The following is a 20,200-nucleotide window of genomic DNA, read 5'->3' as shown; positions in this document are numbered from 1 at the left end:
CGCTACCCGGCGAGCGCGGCCGCGACGGGCCGGCGCGTCGACGTGGTGCGGGCCGACGGGGTGCGGGCCGACGTGGTGCGGGCCGACGAGGTCCGCGCCGACTGCCAGATGAGCACGGCCTCCACGCGACCCGCGGCCCCGAGCTTGCCGAAGATCCGGTTGACGTGGTTCTTGACGGTCTTCACCGTGACGCCCAGCTCGTCCGCGACCTCGGTGTTGCGCAGGCCCCGGGCGACGCACGCCATCACCTGCGACTCGCGCGGCGACAGGTCCGCCACCCCGGCGCTGCCGCGGCGCGCCGGCGCGGGGTCGTCGTCGCGCTCGGCGGTCGCGAGCGTCAGGCGGTAGCGCGCGCTCGGCGTCGTGGCGAGCCGCGGTGTCACCGCGCCCACGAGGTGGTGCAGGGCGTCGCCCACGGCCGTCGGTGCCGGACGCGCCCCGGCGCCCGGCAGGACCGTGACCTCGAACGTCGGCGGTGCGTCGTCCAGCACCACGTCGAGACCGCGGCTCGCGAAGACGCCGCGGATCCGCGCCTCGATCTCCGGGCTGGAGATCGCGATCCGCATCCGGTAGCCGGCCGTCGGTGTCGTCGTCATGGGAGGACCCTGCGACGGGCTCCTCCAGACGCCCTCCAGATCGCCTCCAGACGCCCTGCAGGTGCAGCCGCGGCACGTCGGCGGTTCAGACGAGCTCAAGGCGAGGCGCACCGGTCCGCACGTGCACGTCGGTGTCCAGGGGGCCACCCGTCGCGACACCCTCGGCGTCGAGCGTCAGTCGCCAACGGGCCCAGTCCCGCCCGGCGGCACCCACCACGACGACCGCCCACGCCGGGTTCTCGGCCAGCACCGCGAGCCGGTCCGCGTCACGGCGACGGGCGTCGGCGACGACCAGCACACCGCCGGCCGCCGCGGTGATCGCGTCCGCGGCCTCGTCGAGCCGCCCGTACGACGACCCGCCGACGCCCACGGCCACGACCGGGACGTGCCGTGACCACGGGCTGCTCGCCAGCTCGTGCAGCCACCGTTCCGCGAGCCGCGTCGCCTCGTCGACGTCACCCTCGAGGCAGATCCCCGGGCCCGCCTGCGCGAGGTCGACCAGGACGCGCCCGCGCACGTCGTCGCCCAGCGTCACCAGGCCGGGGAAGGGTGCGACCACGTGCGCGTCGAGCGCGACGTCCTGCAGCGGACGCATCGGCGACGTCCACGTGCGCCCGTCGTCGGTCGCGGACCAGCCGGCCGGGGGGTGCGCGTCGGGCGTGCGCAGGCGCAGGTGGACCTCGTCGTCCGCGAGGACGAGCGCGTGCACACCGGGCACCGCGCGGCCCGCGTCGGCGCACGCGCGGGCCAGCGCGCGGGTCGTGCGGTCGATCGTCCAGGCGCCCGGGTCCTCGCGGTGCACGACCGGGGCGGGGGGCGCATCGCGTCGGGCGCGCCGGCGGCGGACGACGCCCACCCCGACACCGACCAGCAGGACGAGCACCCCGATGCCCGCGCTCACCGCCAGGGCCACGAGCAGGACCGTCTCCGGGTCGAACGACGGCAGCGAGGTCGCCGGTGCGTCGTCGGACGCCGCGGTCGACGACTCGTCGGTGGCGCCGCCGCCCGACGCGCGCTCGGTGGCGCCCGGTGCGGGGCTCGGTGTGGTGGTCGGGCGGACGGCCACGGGTGGCAGCGTCGGCAGGGGGCCGACGACGACGCCGTCGCCCACCGCGTCGGGCGGCAGCAGCAGCACCCAGCCGGGGCGGATGACGTTGGGGTCGCTGACGGTCATGCCGCCGGGTTGCGCGCGGCCCTCGTTGAGGTCGTAGATCTCCAGCGCGCGGTCGCCGGTGCCCAGCAGCCGCTCGGCGATCGAGAAGAGGAACTCGGGCTGGCCCTCCCACGACTCCTTGACGACGTAGTAGGTCACGTCGCCGGCCTGCTCGTCGACCGTCGTCGTACCCGTCGTCCCCGAGGTCCCCGTGACGACGCCGGCCGTCGCCGCACCGGCGCCCCCGGCGACCAGCGGGACCGTCAACGCGAGCGCGACGGCCATCCGCACCGCCGTGGCACGGCCCGTGCGCGTGCCCCGGCGCCGTCCCCGCAGACCAGGCCGTTCCATGTGTGCTCCTCCGGGTCGCGGCGGCCGGCCGACGACGCGTGGGCGCCGACCCTCGTGCCGATCGTCGGGGGGCGCGGTGGAACGGGACAAACCCGTCCTGGGCCCGCGGGCCCACCACGGCGGCGGGGTGGTGGACCGGACCGACCGGGCGTTCCTAGCGTCGTGGGCGCTGGCACCGCGCCGTCGTGGCGACCGGGTGCCGGCTCGACCCGGAGGGACCACCGATGCCGAACCTGAACATCACGTACGCCGACATGAGCGACAGCGCGAGCAGGCTGCGCAGCAACAAGGCGGAGGTCGACGCGCGCCTGTCGGACACCAAGTCGCTCGTGAACTCGCTCGTCGCCTCGGGCTTCGTCACCGACCAGGCGTCCGTCCGCTTCGACGAGGTCAACACCGAGTTCGTCACGGCGGCGAACGAGCTCATGACGACTCTCGAGTCGCTCTCGTCCTGGCTCGACCAGGCCGTGACCGCCCTGCAGGACGTGGACACGCAGATGGCGAGCTCGCTGCGCAGCTGACCGCGTCCCGCCCGTCCCGCGCCGGAGGATCCGCGATGCGCCTCATGATCACGCTGGCCAGGCCGGGCGCCTGGGCGAGCGACGTCGTCGTGGACGCGGACCCGCTGACCAGCGTCCGGGACGTCGTGAAGAACGCCGTCGACGGGCTCGACCCGTCGCGCCACCCGTGCGACGGGCTGGACCTGACGACGCTGCACGTGGGCCGCACCGTCGTGGACGCCGCAGCGCCGCTGGCCGGCAGCGGCGTCCGCGACGGTGCCGTGCTGTGGCTCGGCGGCCCGGACCCGACGCCCCCGCCGGCTCCCGCGCTCATGACCCTGCGCGTGGTTGCCGGGCCCGACGCGGGTCGCGTGTGGCACCTCGGAGCCGGCTCGTACGACCTCGGCGTCGACGGCTCGGGCGCGGTCGTGCTGGACCTGGCGCCCGTGGTGCTCGTGACGGTCCGCGTCACGCTCGACGCGCGCGTGCACCTCGAGCCGTGGGACGTGCCGCCGGCGGCGCCGGTCGGCCCCGCACTGCTGGAGGGCGAGCCGCTGCCCGCCGGGGGCACGACGTGGCGCGGGTCGGCGCTGCTGCACGTGGGCGAGCGCCTGCTCGAGGTGCACCCGGCGGCCGCGCCCGACGCGGTCCTCGAGCCGTCGCCCGAGGGTGAGCACCTCGACTACAACCGGCCGCCGCGCCTGCTGCCACCGCAGCGGCGCACCGAGTTCCAGCTGCCGCCCGAGCCCCGTGCGCAGCCCCCCGCCGTGATGCCGTGGCTGACGGCGCTGCTGCCCGCGGTCGGCGCGACCGTCATCGCCCTGGTCATGCGCAACCCCATGTACCTGATGTTCGCCGCGATGTCCCCGGTCATGGTGCTGGGCAGCTGGCTGTCGAACCGCCGTGGCGGACGCATCGGCCACCGGCGCCGGGTCGCCGAGCACCAGGCGGACCTCGCGCGCGTCGAGCAGGAGGTGCTCGAGGCCCTCGCGACCGAGCGCGCCGACCGCCGCTCGGCGAGCCCCGACGCGGCCGAGCTGCTGCTGGTCGCGACGTCGCCGCGCGCGCGGCTGTGGGAGCGGCGGCGCACGGACCCCGACCACCTGCTCGTGCGCGTCGGCACGGCCGACCTGCCGAGCACGCTCGTCGTCACGCAGGGTGAGGGGCTGCACCGCAAGCAGGAGCCCCGCACGTCCGCCGACGTGCCGGCGGCGCTGTCGATCGCGCAGGCCGGCGTCGTCGGCCTCGCGGGACCCGGCGACTGGCCGCGGTGCCTCGCACGGTGGTTCGTCGCCCAGCTCGCGGTGCTGCAGAGCCCGCGTGACGTGCAGCTCTACGTCCTGACCGACCCCGAGGGGGAGCGGTGGTGGGGCTGGGCGACGTGGCTGCCGCACGTGCGGCCCGTGCTCGGGCAGCAGTCGCTCGCGCTGGTCGGCTCGGACGCCGAGACGCTCGCGCGCCGTGTCGCCGAGCTGCTCGACCTCATCCAGGGACGGCAGCGCGCGCGGCTGGGCGCCGGCGCACGCGCCGCACTGCCCGACCCCGACGTCGTCGTCGTGCTCGACGGTGCGCTGCGGCTGCGCGCGCTGCCGGGCGTCGTGACGATCCTGAAGGACGGCCCGGCCGTCGGGGTGCACTGCATCTGCGTCGACGCCGACGAGCGGACGCTGCCCGAGGAGTGCGCCGCGGTGGTCGTCGGCGCTCCCGGCCGCGGCGGCACCCTGCGCCAGCAGCGCGCCGCGCAGATCGAGGACGTCCGCGTCGATGAGGTGGGCGACGACTGGTTCACCGCGGTGGGGCGCAGCCTCGCGCCGCTGCGCGACACGAGCAAGGCCGTCGGTGAGGCGGCGCTGCCGTCGGCCGCGCGCCTGCTGGACGTCCTGGACCTCACCGAGCCCGGCCCCGCGGCGATCGCCGCGCGCTGGGCGGCGGGCGGCAGCACGACGCGCGCGGTCGTGGGGGTGTCCCTCGACGGGCCGTTCGCGCTCGACCTGGCCGAGCACGGGCCGCACGGTCTCATCGCCGGGACCACCGGCTCCGGCAAGTCCGAGCTGCTGCAGACGGTCGTGGCGTCGCTCGCGGTGGCCAACCGGCCCGACGCGATGAACTTCGTGCTCGTCGACTACAAGGGCGGCGCCGCGTTCAAGGACTGCGTCGACCTGCCGCACACCGTCGGCATGGTGACCGACCTCGACCCGCACCTCGTCGAGCGTGCGCTGACGTCCCTCGGTGCCGAGCTCGCGCACCGCGAGCGCGTGCTCGCGGCCGCGGGCGTCAAGGACCTCGACGACTACCTCGAGGCGCGCGTCCGCCGGGGGACGCTCGACCCGATGCCGCGCCTGCTCATCGTCATCGACGAGTTCGCGTCCGTCGCACGCGAGCTGCCCGACTTCGTCAGCGGCCTCGTGAACATCGCCCAGCGCGGACGGTCCCTGGGGATCCACCTGCTCCTGGCGACGCAGCGGCCGTCGGGCGTCGTGTCCGCCGAGATCCGCGCCAACACGAACCTGCGCATCGCGCTGCGCGTGACCGACGCGGGGGACAGCACCGACGTCATCGACGCGCGCGAGGCCGCGGGCATCGCACCGAGCCAGCCGGGCCGGGCGTTCGCCCGCCTGGGGCACAGCGCGCTCATCCCGTTCCAGGCGGCGCGCGTGGGCGGTCGCCGGCCGCTGCGGCGTGCCGAGGTCCCCGCGCCCTACCTGCGGCCGGTGTCCTGGTCCGACCTGGGGCGCCCGGTCCCCGAGCGGCCGCGCGGCGACCGCGAGGAGGGCGAGGTCACGGACCTGACGGTGCTCGTCCGCGCGATCGGTCTCGCGGCGGAGATGCTCGGCGTGCCCGAGCAGCGGCGCCCGTGGCTGGCCCCGCTGCCCACCACGCACGTCCTGCCCCTGGCCGACGCCCCGCGCAGGACCGCCGACCCGGTCGTCGTGTGGGGGCGGCGCGACCTGCCGCGCGCGCAGCGGCAGGAGGACGTCGTCACCGACCTCGGCACGTTCGGACACCTGCACGTGGCCGGCGCGGCGCGGTCCGGGCGCTCGCAGACCCTGCGGACGTTCGCGGCCGCCGCGTGCGCCGCGACGGGCGTCGCCGACCTGCACCTGTACGGCATCGACTGCGGGAACGGCGCGCTGCTCGCGCTGACCCGCCTGCCGCACTGCGGCGCCGTCGTCCAGCGGACGGAGACCGACCGGGCCGCCCGGCTGCTCACGCGCCTGCAGGCGGAGGTGCAGCGCCGGCAGCGCGTGCTGGGTGAGGGCGGGTTCGCGAACGTGTCCGAGCAGCGTGCGGCGACCGCGCCCGGCGAGCGGCTCCCGCACGTCCTGCTGCTCGTCGACCGCTGGGAGGGCTTCACGACGACGCTCGGCGAGCACGACGGCGGTGCGCTCACCGAGACCGTGCACGCGCTGCTCCGCGAGGGCGCCAGCGCGGGCGTGCACCTGGTCATCGCGGGCGACCACACGCTGCTCGGGGGACGCATCGCGTCGCTGTGCGAGGACAAGCTCGTGCTGCGCCTCGCGGACCGCACCGACGCGACGCTCGCGGGCCTGTCCGCGCGGTCCTTCCCGGAGAACCTGCCGCCCGGGCGGGGGCTGCGCGTCCCCGGGGCCGTCGAGACGCAGGTCGCGCTGCTGGCCGACGACCCGTCGGGGCCGGCTCAGGTGGCGGCGCTGCACGCGCTCGCCGACCGCCTGACCGTTCGTGAGCAGGACGTGCCACGCGCCGCCCGCCCGCCGCGCATCGCCGCGATGCCGACGCGTCTGACGTTCGAGGACGCGTGGGCCGCGGTCGAGCCGCGGCCGATGTGGGCACTGCTCGGCGTGGGTGGTGACGAGCTCGAGCCCGTCGGCGCTGACCTCGCGGTGGACGTGCCCACGTTCCTCGTCGCCGGTCCGGCGCGCTCGGGACGCAGCACCCTGCTCGCGGTGGTGGCGGAGTCGCTGCTGCGGGCGGGCGTCGAGCTGGTCGTCGGGGCGCCGTTGCGCTCGCCGCTGCGGGCACTGGCGGGCCGCCCGGGCGTCCGCGCGGTGCTCGACGACTACGCGCCGGACGAGGCGACCCTCGCACCGCTCGTGGACGAGGGTGACGGGCCGGTGGTGCTGCTGGTCGACGACGCCGAGGCGTGGCGCGACGCGCCCGCACGCGAGTGGCTGCGCCGTCTCGTGCGCCGGGCGTCGAACGACCGCCGCGGCGTCGTCATCGGCGGCGAGCTCGGCAGCGTCGGTGCCGGGTTCACCGGCTGGCAGGCCGACGTCAAGAAGAACCGGCGCGGTGCGCTGCTGTCCCCGCAGAACCTCGCTGACGGCGACCTCGTCGGCGCGCGGTTGTCCCGCTCACAGCTCGCGGTGCGCGTCGCCCCCGGCACGGCACTCGTGCACCTCGGGGACGGGACGTACGTGACCACGCAGGTGCCGCTCGCACCTCTCGCACCACGCAAGGAGATGGTCTGATGCCCGACCTGGTCGTGACGGACGACCTCGAGAAGCTCGCCGACGAGCTCACCGAGATCATCTCGGCGTTCAAGGACGCCACGAACCTGGAGGACTCCTGCGACGGCGTGTGGGGCCAGCACAACGCCAACCTCTCCATGGGGGACTTCGCCGACAACTGGCAGCACCGTCGGAAGGACCTCGTCGAGAAGCTCGAGGGCTTCCAGAAGGCCGTCGCGGAGCTCGCCGAGGCGTGGGCCGACACCGACCGGCAGCTCGCTGCCTCCCTGGAGGGATAGAGGATGTTCTTCCTGCCACCCGGTGACACGGAGGAGAGCGCCGCGGACTTCCGCCTGCGCAAGCTCAAGGACGCCGACACGGAGCGGCTCAGGAAGGCCGCCGCCCGGTACCGCGAGATCGCCACGACGCTGCGCAGCGCGGTCGACCGTCTGCAGAAGGTGGTCGAGGTCGGCAGCGAGGGCATGGCCGGCAAGTCGGTCGACGCGATCCGGGAGGACGCGGAGCACGCGCGCCAGAAGCTCGAGAAGGCGACCGTGCGGTACGAGGACGTCACCCGCGAGGTCGACCTCTACCTCCCGGAGCTCGACGACGCGATCGAGAAGGTGGGGAGGGCCCAGACGGACGCCGCGACCGCGCGCAGCGCGTTGGCCGCTGCAGCCGGGCTGCCCGACGGCGTGCCCGACGACGGCGGTGTGCTCTCGCCGGACGAGGAGGCGAAGAACGCGAAGAAGCTGGTGAGCACGAACCAGGCCGAGGTCGACGCCACGGCGGCACGGCACCGCCTCGAGTCGGCGCTCGACGACCTGGAGCGGGCGGGCCGCCGGCTCGGCGACAACGTCAACGCCAAGCGCTACGGCGACGGCCTGTCCGACAGCACGAAGGACAAGATCCTCGCGGTGTTCGCCGTGATCAGCAAGGTGCTGTCGTGGATCGGGATCGCCCTGGCGGTCCTGTGCATCCTCCTGCCGGGCGTGGCGCTCCTGCTCGCCGCGGCCGCGGTCGTGGCGGTCGCAGGGCTCGTCGTGGCCGCGACGCTCTACGCGAACGGCAAGGAGGGGCTCGTCGACCTCATCTTCGCCGTGCTGGGCGTCGGGCTGCTGGGAGCGGGGGCGGTGGTGTCGCTCGCCGGTCGGAGCATGTCGGCCGGTGCCCGGACCACGGCCCAGGGCATCAAGCGCACGTGGACGACGCGCATCACCGACTGGAGCCGCACCGGTGGCTCCCGCCCCGTCGGTGGTGCCCCGGCACGGAACGACTCGATCCCCATGGGCCCGATCGGGGCCACCCCGGCGGGGCGGACCAACCTGCCGATCCACGCGACCCAGCACTGGAAGAACACGGCCGACTGGTTCCACAACCCGCTGACCAACCGACTCCTCGGGGCGCTGCCGTGGAAGGGCCTGGTACCGGACTTCGGCTTCTGGAGGTCGAGCGTCATGCAGCTCGAGGATGCCGTCAAGCTGTGGAAGTCGGTGTACAAGAACCCCGCTGTCGCGGCTTCGGACTGGGGCAAGGTCCTCGGAGGGCTGACCAGCTGGCGCGAGCTCAAGGCCATGCGCCTCAGCCTCAACCACACCGGCACGTCGAGCCTGTGGGGCGTGTGGGGCTTCACGCTCGCCGGCTTCGGGTTCGCCGCGGGTGTGGTGTACACCGGCGGGCGCGTGACGGAGAACGAGAACTTCCCGACCATCGGCGCGAAGGAGACGCCGTGGTGAGCCTGCCGGTGCCCGAGGTGGCCTGGGCGTGGTGGTGGGTCCCCTCCGACGACGAGCACCCCGCTGCGGTCGAGGAGTGGCACGCCGCGACGGCGGGGATGTTCGCGCAGTGGGTGGACGAGACGATCCTGAGCGGCGCGGCGACGCTGCCGGTCGAGCTGCGTCGAGGTCTGACGCCGCAGGGTGTCGGGCACGAGGTCGCGACGTGGCTGCGTGGGCGCGCCGCGGGGCTGCCTGTGGGAACGCGTGTCGCGTGGGGCGCGGGGTTCCTGGCGCCGGAGCGACCGCGATGGGCACCTGTGGTCGTCGTGGTCGAGATGAGGGAGCCCGCGCACGCCGATGCCGGGTACCTGCTCGACGGGCTCGCGCCCGACGGTGCACCCGGCGACGCCCGCCGACCGGTCGTCGACTACGTCACCACGTCCGCCGGGGACGGCGTGCGGGTGTCGGCCCTGGTCCGGGGCGAGGACGGGGACGTCTGCGCCCGGGTGGACGCGGCACTGCGCGTCGACGCGACGGACCAGCACGGCGCGATCGACGTGGTGCTGTCCACCCGCGTGGTCGACCAGTCGGTGTTCGGGATCGCCGGTCAGGGCGTCGAGGAGCTCATGCACCTGGTCGCGGCCGAGGTGGGGCCCCCGGTGGCGGGCGAGCACCGCCCCCAGGAGCAGAGCCTGAGGAGCGTGTCGTGATCGATGTCGAGCTGATCGTGCCCGAGGGGTGGGTCCTGGTGCCCACCGGGCCGGGCACGCAGCGTCTGCGGGTCTGGGTCGTCGAGCAGCTGGTGCGCCGCTTCGTGCCCGAGCACCTGCCGCGCGACAAGGCCGGCCCCTGGCGCAAGGAGCTGCGCAAGCAGCTCACGGGTGCCGTCGACGACGCGGCGGCCGGTGGGGCGCGGTGCGTGCTGCTGCCGCTCGCGGAGTACGGCGGGTTCCGACTGCCCGGCTCGCTGCTGGTCACGGTCCTGGAGGACGACCCGACGGTCGACCCGGAGCTGGTGCTCGCCGGGCTCGTCGCCGACGGGGGCGAGGACGCGCTGTCGCTCGACGTCGGCGGCGGGCCCGCGGTCCGCGTCCAGGAGGTGCTCGACTCCCGCCGCGTCGGACGTCCGTACCCGACCCGCAAGGTCGCGTACTACGCCGCCCACCCGGACCAGCCCGGCACCTGGGCGCTGCTCACGTTCACCGTGCTGACGGACGGTGACCTCGAGGACCCCGCCGTGCTCGCGGTGGTCGCGATGTTCGACGCGGTCGTCGGGACCCTGCAGTGGTCCGAGCACGCCGGACCGGTCTCTGCCGACGACCTGGTGGCTCAGCTCGACGCGCTGCAGCCGGTCAGCGGCTGACGGCGCGGGCCGTCAGCGACGGGATGGGCCAGCCGTCGGGACGCCGCGCGCCCCGACGGCTCGATGCCGGCGGCCTGTGCGGGCGCACCGCACGACGCTCCGCGTGCGGCACGACGCCCGGGGGCGTCGACGTGCGGGGCGGTGTGGGGATCCGACAACCGCGCGCGCTGAGGCTTGTCGGACTCTTCCCGTCGAAACCTACGCCTCCGTAGCCTACGCTGACGTAGGTTCGCATCCCAGGCGAAGGAGAACCGCGTGAGCACGTCCGCACCCGCGGCCGACGGCCCCCTGACCGACGAGGGGCTCGTCCAGCTGCTCACCCCGGCAGGCGAGCGCGTCGCGCACCCCACCTACGACGCGTGGGCCGAGGACCTCGACGGCGACCGGCTGCGCGCGATGTACCGCGACATGGTCCTCACCCGCCGCTTCGACCTCGAGGCGACCTCCCTGCAGCGGCAGGGCGAGCTCGGGCTCTGGGCGCAGTCGCTCGGGCAGGAGGCCGCGGCGGTCGGCTCCGGCCACGCGTTGCGCCCCCAGGACCACGTGTTCCCCTCCTACCGCGAGCACGGCGTCGCGCACGTGCGCGGCCTGGAGATGACCGACCTGCTGCGGTTGTTCCGCGGCGTCGACCACGGCGGCTGGGACCCGGCCGAGCACGGCTTCCACCTGTTCACGCTGGTCATCGGCTCGCACACGCTGCACGCGACCGGCTACGCGATGGGCGTGCAGCGCGACGGCCTCGTCGGCACGGGGGACCCGACGCGCGACACCGCGGTCGTCACGTACTTCGGTGACGGCGCGACCGCGCAGGGCGACGTCAGCGAGGCGCTCGTGTTCGCGTCCGTCAACCAGGCGCCCGTCGTGCTGTTCTGCCAGAACAACCAGTTCGCGATCTCCGAGCCGACGACGCGCCAGGCGCGCGTGCCGATCGCCGACCGCGCACCGGGCTTCGGCATCCCGTCCGTGCGCGTCGACGGCAACGACGTCGTGGCGTCGTGCGCCGTCACGCGCCAGGCGCTCGAGCGCGCCCGCAGCGGCGGCGGGCCCACGTTCATCGAGGCGTTCACCTACCGCATGGGCGCGCACACGACGTCGGACGACCCCACCCGCTACCGCACGTCGGAGCAGGAGGAGCACTGGCGCCGCCGCGACCCGATCGAGCGCCTGCGCGTGCACCTCGAGCGCACGGGCGAGCTGCCCGAGGTCTTCCAGGCGCAGCTCGCCGCCGAGTCCGACGCGTTCGGCGAGCACATCCGCACGACCGTCCGCGCGATGGGCCACCCGTCGCCGCACACCATGTTCGACCACGTCTACGCCACGCCGAACGCCGTCGTCGACGCCGAGCGCGCGTGGTTCACGCAGTACGAGCAGTCCTTCGTCGACCACGACGGCCGCCAGGCGGCAGGAGGTCACCGATGACCGTAACCAGCGACCGCGCACGCCTCACCGAGCCGCCGCCGGCACCCGCCCCGGCCCCCTTCCCGACGGGCACGCAGCGGCTGCCCATGGCCAAGGCCCTCAACCTCGGCCTGCGCCGGGCGCTGGCCAACGACCCGCGCACGCTGCTCATGGGCGAGGACATCGGGCGGCTCGGGGGCGTCTTCCGGGTCACCGACGGGCTGTTCGCGGAGTTCGGCGACGACCGCGTCGTCGACACGCCGCTCGCCGAGTCGGGCATCGTCGGTACCGCGATCGGCCTCGCGCTGCGCGGGTACCGGCCGGTGTGCGAGATCCAGTTCGACGGGTTCGTGTTCCCCGCGTTCGACCAGATCACCACCCAGCTCTCGCGCATGCACTACCGCTCGCAGGGGCGGCTGCGGCTGCCCGTCGTCATCCGCATCCCCTACGGCGGCGGCATCGGTGCGATCGAGCACCACAGCGAGTCGCCCGAGGCCCTGTTCGCGCACACCCCGGGCCTGCGTGTCGTGTCCCCGTCGAACGCGTCCGACGCGTTCACGATGATCCAGCAGGCCATCGCGTCGCCGGACCCCGTGATCTTCCTGGAGCCCAAGGGCCGGTACTGGGAGAAGGGCGACGTCGACCTCGACGCGCCGCTGCTCGCACCGCACGGCAGCCCGAGCGACCTCGACCACGCGCGCGTCGTGCGGGCCGGCACCGACGTCACGATCGTCGCGTACGGCCCGACGGTCGCGACCGCGCTCAAGGTCGCCGAGGCCGCCGCGGCCGAGGGCACGAGCATCGAGGTCGTCGACCTGCGCACGATCTCGCCCCTCGACACCGCGACGGTCGCCGCGTCGGTGCGGCGCACCGGCCGGTGCATCGTCACCCACGAGGCGCCCGTGCTGTACGGGTCGGGCGCCGAGGTCGCGGCCCGCATCACCGAGGAGTGCTTCTACCACCTGCAGGCACCCGTCCTGCGGGTCGGCGGCTTCCACACCCCGTACCCCGTCGCGAAGATCGAGCACGACTACCTGCCCGGGCTCGACCGGCTGCTCGACGCCGTCGACCGCGCCCTCGCGTTCTGAACTTTCGCGTTCCGACCCATCGCGCCACCGGAGAGCCTCGCGTGCCCACGTACCAGCAGTTCCCCCTGCCCGACGCCGGCGAAGGCCTCACCGAGGCCGACATCGTCACGTGGCACGTCGCGGTCGGTGACCGTGTCGAGGTCAACCAGACGATCGTCGAGATCGAGACGGCCAAGTCGCTCGTCGACCTGCCGTGCCCGTGGACGGGCGTCGTGACGCGCCTGCTCGTGGACGTCGGCGCGACCGTCGAGGTCGGCACGCCGATCATCGAGGTGGACGTCGACCCGGACGGTGCGGCACCCGCCGCCGGGCCCGCCGCGGGCGCCGAGGGCGTGCGCGCCCGCCACCCGCACCCGAGCCGGTCGTCGGCCGAGCCCGGGGGAGCGGACGAGGTCGAGGCGGCGCGCGACGAGGCGCAGGCGGTGTCGGCGGGTGTGTCGGCGGCCGGTGCCGCGGCCCCTGCGGCCGACGGCGCGTCGGGCGGCGGCTCCGGTGCGGTGCTCGTCGGGTACGGCGTCGCGGACGGGTCGTCGGCGCGCCGCCCGCGCACGGGGGCACCCGCACCGGGCGCAGCCGCACCGGGCGCCGCGACGTCGGCCCGCGCGGCTGTGCCCGTCCCGGCTGCCGCGTCCGCCGCCGCACCGGCGCCCGCTCCGGAGGTGTCGGCGAACCGGCCCGACGGGACCGCGCACGCGCTCGCCAAGCCGCCCGTGCGCAAGCTCGCACGGGACCTGGGCGTCGACCTCGACGCCGTCACGCCCACCGGCCCCGGCGGCATCGTCACGCGCGAGGACGTGCTCGCGCACTCGGTGCGCGCGGACGGCCGCGAGCTCGCCACCTACCCGGGCGACGACCGCCCGTGGGCAGCGGGCGGCGTCGTCAGCCCCGACGGCCGGCAGACGCGCGTCCCGGTGAAGTCGGTGCGCAAGCGCACCGCCGAGGCGATGGTGTCCAGCGCGTTCAGCGCGCCGCACGTCACGGTGTTCCACACGGTCGACGTCACGCGGACCATGAAGCTCGTCGAGCGGCTGCGCGCCGACCGCGAGTTCGCCGACGTGCGCGTCACGCCGCTGCTCGTCGCCGCGAAGGCGCTGCTCATGGCCGTGAACCGGCGTCCGGAGATCAACGCGTCGTGGGACGAGACGACGCAGGAGATCGTCTACAAGCACTACGTGAACCTCGGCATCGCGGCGGCGACCCCGCGCGGGCTCGTGGTCCCCAACATCAAGGACGCGCACCGCCTCGACCTGCTGGGCCTGGCTCGCGGGCTCGGTGAGCTCACGGCCACGGCCCGTGCCGGGCGCACCTCGCCGGCCGACATGTCCGACGGCACCATCACGATCACCAACGTGGGGGTGTTCGGCATCGACACCGGCACGCCGATCCTCAACCCGGGCGAGGCCGCGATACTCGCGTTCGGGGCGATCCGGCAGCAGCCGTGGGTGCACAAGGGCAAGGTCAAGCCGCGCCACGTCACGCAGCTCGCGCTGAGCTTCGACCACCGGCTCGTCGACGGCGAGCTCGGCAGCCGCGTCCTGGCCGACGTCGCGGCGGTCCTCGGCGACCCGTCCCAGGCCCTGGTCTGGGGCTGACACCACCTGGCTCCTCGACGGCCCGTCCCGACCTTCGGGACGGCCCGTCGTCGAGACCGGCCTGAGTCGTCGACCGGGGCCCTGACGACGACTCAGCCCGGTCTCGACGCGCGACGCCCGGCGCACGGTCGCGCGGTCGCGCGGGCGGGTGACTGAAGCGATTCGGTGGGTGGACGGGTGATCGCCCGCGGGCGATGTTCGGCGCATGCCGGCCGACGCGACGACGACGCTCGCGGGCCGCACCCCGCTGGTGCTCGTCCGCGGGGTCGGCCTGACCGCGGCCGTGCTCGCGGGCGCCGTCGCCGGGCACTGCCTGGCGGGGGGCCACGTGCCCGGGCCCGCGGTGCTGGGCGCTCTCGCCGCGCTCGTGCTCGTCGCCGGGGTGCTCGGGGCCCGCACGTCGGTCGGCCGCGGCACGCGCGTCGTCGCCGTGCTCGCGGCGGCCCTGCTCGCGGTCGCGCTCCTGCCCGTGCTGACGATGCTCACGGCAGCGTCCGGGGCCGTCGCGGTCGCCGACCCCCACGCAGGCCACGGTGCGGCGCAGGGCGGGACCGAGCAGAACCCGCCGCAGCCGGGTGCGCCCGCGCAGCTCACGGATGCCGCCGCGCCGGCGACGGATCCTGCGCACGGCGCGGGAGCGATCGACCTCGCGGCGCTGCAGGCCGCGGGCATCGACCTCGACGCCGTGCGCGCCGCCGGCTGGGACCTCGACGCGCTGGTGGCGGCCGGCCTCGACGCCGCCACGCTCGAGGCCGCGGGGGTCGACCCGGCCGACCCGCACGCACCGCACACGGTCGCGTCCCTGGTCGCGGCCGCCGACCGCGCCGCGGCGTCCGGCGCGGCACCGGCCGGGGCACCAGCGGACGTCCCGCCCGACGGCACGGCCGACGACGTCTCTGCCGAGGCGGCCGCCACCGCCCCCGACGTCTCTGCCGAGGCGGCCGCCATCGCCCCCGACGTCTCCGCCGAGGCGGCCGGACCGGAGGCACCGAACTCCGCGGTCGCCCCGGGCGACCGGTGGCCCGCCGTCGCGGCCACGCTGCTGCTCACCGCGGCGCTCGCGGCGACCGCGCTGACCCTGCCCCTGCCCGTGCGCCGCCGTCGCCCCGGCCCGTGGGCCGTGGCGGCGGCGTGAGAGCGGGTGTGCTCCGCGACGTCCCAGGGCAGCAGGGGGGTGCACGCCGTGCATGCCGGATCGCTCTCTCACGGCCGGGAGGGGGGCACGGCCGGAAGGGGGGCACGGCCGGAAGGGGGCACGGCCGGGAGGGGGCACGGCCGGGAGGGGGGCACGGCCGGGGGGCTCGTCGCACCGTCGGCGTGCGGCACGGGATCGGCGGCCGATTCGTCCCCGCGCGTGCCCGCGTGATGGGATCGACGCGCTGTCGTCCCTCCTGGAAGGTGGTCGTCGTGTCCCGCGTCGTCCCGGTCCTGCGCGCACGTGCCGCGCGTCGCAGCGGTGTCCTCGCCGCCCTCGTGCTGCTCATGGCGGTGCTCGGCGCCGCGCCCGCCGCCGCGCACAACACGCTGCGCTCGACCGACCCGGCGGACGGGTCGAGCGTCGCGACGCCGCCGACGCAGGTGACGCTGACGTTCGACCAGCCGGCCGTCGAGCTCGGGACGCAGGTCGTCGTGACGGGGCCGGACGGCGCCGTCGTCAGCGACGGCCCGGCGCAGCTCGTCGACGTGTCGGTCGTCCAGCCGCTCGTCGCGACGCCGCTGCCGGCGGGTACGTACGCCGTGGACTGGCGCGTGACCTCCGCCGACGGGCACCCGCTGTCCGGGAGCCTGACGTTCGCGGTGACCGCGCCGGCGGCGGTCGAGCCGACGGCGGCGCCGGAGACGCCCGACGCGACACCCGCAGCCGACGCGGCGACCGACCCGACGGCCGAGCCGACGGCCGAGCCGGCGCCCACGAGCGACGACGTCACGATGACGGCCGTCGAGGGCCCGCTCGAGGAGGAGGGGACCTCGCCGTGGGTGTGGGCCGCCGTGGGCGTGGGCGCGCTCGTGGCGGTCGCCGGCGGTGCCACGGCCGCGGTCGTCACGCAGCGTCGGCGTGCCGCTCAGACCGGTGACGCCCCGGCCGGGAGCGGGACCGGCACGTCGGACGACCGCGCGGACGGCGGGCCGTCCACCGGCGCGTGAGGCACGCCTAGGCTGTTCCGGTGGACGAGAGCGAGACCCTGGTACGGCGCGGCGCGCTCGGCGTGCTCGCGGCCGCCGGCACGGTCGCGGTCCTCGTCGGCGTCGCGTTCTCGGGGGTCGCGACCGCGGTCGCGATCGGCGACCCCGGCCCGCTCGTGCGGTGGGGGCTGCCGGTCGTCGAGACGCTCACGGAGCTCGCCGCGTCGCTGACCGTCGGCGCGCTGCTGCTCGCGGTGTGCGTGCTCCCGCGACGGACCGCGCCGCCCGCGGCGGCACCCGCCGCCTCATCACCCGCCGCGACACCGTCCGCACCCGCCACGACGCCGACCGCAGCGCCCGGCACCGGGTCCGGCCGCGCCGCGGCCGACGGCTCGGCCTACCCCCGCAGCCTCGTCCTCGCGGGCGTCGCCGCGGGTGCGTGGACGGTCCTGTCGGTCGTGCACCTGGTGCTCGCGTACGCCTCGGTCGCGGGCGCCTCGCCCACGGCGCCGTCGTTCGGTGACGAGCTCGTGCTGTTCGTCACGCAGATCGACCTCGGCCGCACGCTGCTGTCCGTCACGACGGTCGCCGCCGTCGTCACGGCCCTCGCGCTCGTCGTCGCGACGCCCACCGGGGCCGCGTGGACGGCCGCGCTCGCGCTCGTCGCGCTCTGGCAGCTCGGCCAGACGGGCCACGCGGCGGGCGCGGCGAGCCACGACCTCGCGACGTCGGCGATGGTCCTGCACCTGGTCAGTGCCGCGGTGTGGATCGGTGCGCTCGCGGCGCTGGCCGTCCTGGTGCGCCGGCTGGGCACCGACGTCGTGCCCGCGGTCGCCCGGTTCTCCGTGGTCGCCGGGTGGTGCGTCGCGGGCGTCGCGATCAGCGGGGTCGTCAACAGCGTCGTGCGGCTCGGCGGGTGGGACGGCCTGCAGACGCGCTACGGCGTGCTGCTGGTCGTCAAGATCCTGCTGTTCGGGGCCCTCGCGCTGCTGGGGCTGGCGCACCGGCGCGCGACCGTCCCGCAGCTCGCGGGGCCGCGCGGCGGGCGGCTGTTCTGGCGCGTGGTGCTCGTCGAGCTCGTCGTCATGGGCGCCGTGTCCGGCGTCGCCGTCGCGCTGGGCTCGTCCCCGCCGCCGGTGCCCGAGACCGCGGCGGCCGACACGTCACCCGCGTACGTCCTGACGGGTCACCCCCTGCCCCCGGAGCCGACGGCCCTGCGCTGGCTCACCGAGTGGCGCTGGGACGTGCTCATGGCCTGCGCGGCCGCGGCGGGCGTCGTCGTCTACCTGCGCTGGGTGCGGCGCCTGCGTCGCCGCGGCGACACGTGGTCGTGGCTGCGCACGGCCTCCTGGGTCGTCGGCATGCTGCTGTTCGCCTGGACGACGTCCGGCGGACCGTCCGTCTACGGGCACGTGCTGTTCAGCGCGCACATGATCCAGCACATGGTGCTGGTCATGGTGGTGCCGCTGTTCGTCGCGCTGTCGGCGCCCGTGACGCTGCTGCTGCGCGCGGTGCCGCCCCGCGCCACGACGCTGCGCGGCGACGTGTCGCGCGGGCCGCGCGAGTGGGTCCTGACGCTCGTGCACAGCCGCGTCGGCCGGTTCTTCGCGAACCCGCTGGTCGCGGCCCTGAACTTCGCCGGGTCGATGGTGGTCTTCTACTACTCGGGGCTGTTCGAGTGGTCGCTGCGCTCGCCGGTGGGGCACCTCGCGATGGTCGTGCACTTCACGCTCGCGGGCTACCTGTTCGTCAACGCGCTCGCGGGCATCGACCCCGGCCCCACCCGCCCGGCGTACCCGATGCGCCTGCTGCTGCTGTTCGCGACCATGGCGTTCCACGCGTTCTTCGGCGTGGCCCTGGTGGGCGGCGAGGGGCTGCTCGTGGCGGACTGGTTCGGCCTGACGGGCCGGCCGTGGGGGCCGTCGGCGATCCGGGACCAGCAGCTCGGCGGCTCGATCGCGTGGGGCATCGGGGAGATCCCGACGCTCGCGCTGGCGATCGTCGTGGCGGTCCAGTGGACGCGTGACGACGAGCGCACGGCCCGCCGCCGCGACCGCCGCGTCGACCGTGACGGCGACGACGAGATGGACGAGTACAACGCGATGCTGGCCGACCTGGCCGGCCGCGACGCACCGCGGCCGGGAGGCACGACGTGAGCACCGAGGGACCGACGACGCCGGGATCACCGACGTGGGGGTCGCCGGGTGCGGTGCCCCCGCCCCCGCCGCCGCCGCCCGCGGTCGACGCGGGCCACGCGCCGCTGGAGCCGTTCGCCGCGCCGTCCGTCCCGCGTGCGCCCGCCGGCACGCTCCCGCCGCCGTCGTACGGTACGTCGCCCGCCGGAGCGCCCCCGGTCTACGGGACGCCCCCGCCCGGCGCTATGCCCGCACCGCCGCCCCCGCCCGGGTGGTCCCCGCAGGGGGCGTCCCGGGGCCCGGTCGACGGCCACGGCGGCGGACAGGGCCGGACCGGGACCGCCGCGCTCGTCCTGGGCATCGTGGCGTTCGTGCTGGCCTGGGTGCCGTTCGTCGGCATCGTGGCGCTGCCGCTGGGCGTCGTCGCGCTCGTGCTGGGCATCGTGGCGCGGCGTCGTCGCGGCGGCGCGCGGCCCGCGCCGGCCGGGCGCGCGACCGCCGGCGTCGTGCTCGGGACGGTCGCGGTGCTCGTCGCGGTGGTCGCCCAGGTGTCCTACGTCGTGGCCGCGACCACGTCCTCGGGCGGCAGCGACGCGCGCCCCGGCGACGTCGCGCAGGACGACGGGGTGCTCGACGACGGAGCGCTCGACGGCGGGACCGGTGACGGCGCGGCCGGTGGCGACGCAGGCGGTGGCGCGGCCGGTGGCGACGCGTCGGACGTGCCGCCCTGGGAGCCCATGACGGTCGAGCAGGTCGCCTTCGGCCCGGAGCCCGACCAGCCGGGCGTCTGGTGGTACGTCGCGGTCATCGACAACCCCAACGCCGCGCACCGGTTCGGGTCCACCGAGATGTCCGTCGAGGCGCTCGGTGCCGACGGCACGCTCCTGGTGGCGGAGTGGGCGTACGCCGACGTCCTGCCGGGACGGACGGCGGTGTCGGGGACGTTCCGCGAGCTCGGCGACCGGGTGCCGGACCGCGTCGACGTCCGGCTGCCGCTGCTCCAGCCCGTGACGTACGCGCCGGGCGCGGGCCGGCTCACGGTCGGTGAGCTGACCGTGCGCAGCGAGTCGTGGGGCGTGACCGTCGAGGGGACGGTGTCGAGCACGCTCGACGAGGACACGGAGATGGCGCAGGTCGTCGTGGTCGCCGCCGGGCCGGACGGCGAGGTCGTCGCGGCCGCCCGCGGGTACGCCTTCGAGCTGGCGGCGGGCGGCGACGCCGCGTTCGACGCGACGTTCTACCAGGAGCTGCCCGCGGGGACGACGTACACGGCGTACGTCGCGCCCTGACGCCGCGACACGCCGTCGGGACACCCAGCCGTCACACGGGGGTCACCGTGTCGCGGCGGTCCCGGAAACATCGTCGCGCGACCATTCACCCGTCCGTGTCGCCCGGCCGAGGAGAAGTGGAACAGCCCGTGCTCAAGAAGTCCCGTTCCGTGAAGTCCGCCACCTGCACCCTGACGTTCGCGCTGCCGTCCACCGTCCTGGACGGTCCCGTGAGCGTCGTCGGGACCTTCAACGACTGGACGCCCGGCGTCCACCCCCTGCGCCGGCGCTCCAACGGCACGGCGAGCGCGTCGGTCGTCGTGCCGGCGGGCTCGACCGTGCGGTTCCGCTACCTGGGCCCGCAGGGCCGCTGGTTCGACGACGTCGACGCCGACGAGATCACGCCGGAGGGCTCGGTCGTCCGGGCCTGACGTCGCCGAGGTCACATCGGTCAAGCGCGCCTCCGCGGGGGGGGGGGGGGGGG

16 protein-coding genes are annotated in these 20,200 nt (G+C 75.7%); 14 read left to right on the top strand and 2 right to left on the bottom strand.

Translation table 11 applies throughout. From position 1 onward, the window contains the following. Window positions 1-2: 2 nt before the first annotated feature. Window positions 3-596: a helix-turn-helix transcriptional regulator gene (locus H9657_RS18380; protein WP_191784889.1), complete on the bottom strand. Its 594-nt coding sequence runs from the start codon at window positions 594-596 to the stop codon at window positions 3-5. A gap of 85 nt (window positions 597-681) precedes the next feature. Beyond that, window positions 682-2,100 carry a hypothetical protein gene (locus tag H9657_RS18375; RefSeq protein WP_191784888.1) on the bottom strand — a complete coding sequence of 473 codons (1,419 nt, stop codon included), beginning with the start codon at window positions 2,098-2,100 and terminating at the stop codon, window positions 682-684. 224 nt (window positions 2,101-2,324) lie between these two features. Between H9657_RS18375 and H9657_RS18370 the strand changes: the two genes are divergently transcribed. The 14 genes from H9657_RS18370 to H9657_RS18305 all read left to right on the top strand — a co-directional run bounded on the left by H9657_RS18370 (window position 2,325) and on the right by H9657_RS18305 (window position 20,147). Further along, on the top strand, window positions 2,325-2,621 hold the full coding sequence (locus H9657_RS18370; protein ID WP_191784887.1) for a WXG100 family type VII secretion target: 297 nt from the start codon (window positions 2,325-2,327) through the stop codon (window positions 2,619-2,621). A 35-nt stretch (window positions 2,622-2,656) separates the two neighbouring features. Further along, window positions 2,657-7,051 (top strand): FtsK/SpoIIIE domain-containing protein, encoded by a 4,395-nt coding sequence (locus H9657_RS18365; protein WP_191784886.1) that lies wholly within the window; start codon window positions 2,657-2,659, stop codon window positions 7,049-7,051. Then, window positions 7,051-7,329, top strand: a complete 279-nt coding sequence (locus H9657_RS18360; RefSeq protein ID WP_191784885.1) for a hypothetical protein — start codon at window positions 7,051-7,053, stop codon at window positions 7,327-7,329. Before H9657_RS18365 ends, H9657_RS18360 begins: the two co-directional genes overlap by 1 nt. Before the next feature lie 3 nt (window positions 7,330-7,332). Continuing rightward, entirely contained in the window at window positions 7,333-8,766 is a 1,434-nt protein-coding gene (locus H9657_RS18355; protein ID WP_191784884.1) for a WXG100 family type VII secretion target, read from the top strand. After that, window positions 8,760-9,458: a hypothetical protein gene (locus H9657_RS18350; protein ID WP_191784883.1), complete on the top strand. Its 699-nt coding sequence runs from the start codon at window positions 8,760-8,762 to the stop codon at window positions 9,456-9,458. The genes H9657_RS18355 and H9657_RS18350 overlap by 7 nt, the downstream gene beginning before the upstream one ends. Beyond that, window positions 9,455-10,111 (top strand): hypothetical protein, encoded by a 657-nt coding sequence (locus H9657_RS18345; RefSeq protein ID WP_191784882.1) that lies wholly within the window; start codon window positions 9,455-9,457, stop codon window positions 10,109-10,111. Before H9657_RS18350 ends, H9657_RS18345 begins: the two co-directional genes overlap by 4 nt. A gap of 255 nt (window positions 10,112-10,366) precedes the next feature. Next, window positions 10,367-11,530 carry a pyruvate dehydrogenase (acetyl-transferring) E1 component subunit alpha gene (gene pdhA / locus H9657_RS18340; protein WP_191784881.1) on the top strand — a complete coding sequence of 388 codons (1,164 nt, stop codon included), beginning with the start codon at window positions 10,367-10,369 and terminating at the stop codon, window positions 11,528-11,530. Further along, window positions 11,527-12,597, top strand: a complete 1,071-nt coding sequence (locus H9657_RS18335; protein ID WP_404813173.1) for an alpha-ketoacid dehydrogenase subunit beta — start codon at window positions 11,527-11,529, stop codon at window positions 12,595-12,597. The genes pdhA and H9657_RS18335 overlap by 4 nt, the downstream gene beginning before the upstream one ends. A gap of 41 nt (window positions 12,598-12,638) precedes the next feature. Continuing rightward, window positions 12,639-14,189, top strand: a complete 1,551-nt coding sequence (locus H9657_RS18330; protein ID WP_191784880.1) for a dihydrolipoamide acetyltransferase family protein — start codon at window positions 12,639-12,641, stop codon at window positions 14,187-14,189. Between the two features lie 205 nt (window positions 14,190-14,394). After that, window positions 14,395-15,324: a hypothetical protein gene (locus H9657_RS18325; RefSeq protein WP_191784879.1), complete on the top strand. Its 930-nt coding sequence runs from the start codon at window positions 14,395-14,397 to the stop codon at window positions 15,322-15,324. Between the two features lie 272 nt (window positions 15,325-15,596). Continuing rightward, window positions 15,597-16,334 (top strand): copper resistance CopC family protein, encoded by a 738-nt coding sequence (locus tag H9657_RS18320; protein WP_191784878.1) that lies wholly within the window; start codon window positions 15,597-15,599, stop codon window positions 16,332-16,334. A gap of 20 nt (window positions 16,335-16,354) precedes the next feature. Beyond that, on the top strand, window positions 16,355-18,469 hold the full coding sequence (locus H9657_RS18315; RefSeq protein WP_191784877.1) for a cytochrome c oxidase assembly protein: 2,115 nt from the start codon (window positions 16,355-16,357) through the stop codon (window positions 18,467-18,469). Beyond that, window positions 18,466-19,737, top strand: a complete 1,272-nt coding sequence (locus tag H9657_RS18310; RefSeq protein ID WP_191784876.1) for a hypothetical protein — start codon at window positions 18,466-18,468, stop codon at window positions 19,735-19,737. Before H9657_RS18315 ends, H9657_RS18310 begins: the two co-directional genes overlap by 4 nt. Window positions 19,738-19,853: 116 nt before the next feature. Then, window positions 19,854-20,147 carry an isoamylase early set domain-containing protein gene (locus H9657_RS18305; protein WP_318241598.1) on the top strand — a complete coding sequence of 98 codons (294 nt, stop codon included), beginning with the start codon at window positions 19,854-19,856 and terminating at the stop codon, window positions 20,145-20,147. The last annotated feature ends 53 nt before the right edge of the window (window positions 20,148-20,200 follow it).

The sequence above is a fragment of the Cellulomonas avistercoris genome (genome assembly GCF_014836445.1).
Lineage (GTDB): Bacteria > Actinomycetota > Actinomycetes > Actinomycetales > Cellulomonadaceae > Cellulomonas > Cellulomonas avistercoris.
Note: the sequence above shows the minus strand (reverse complement) of the source record. Positions and strands in the feature narration are given on the sequence as shown.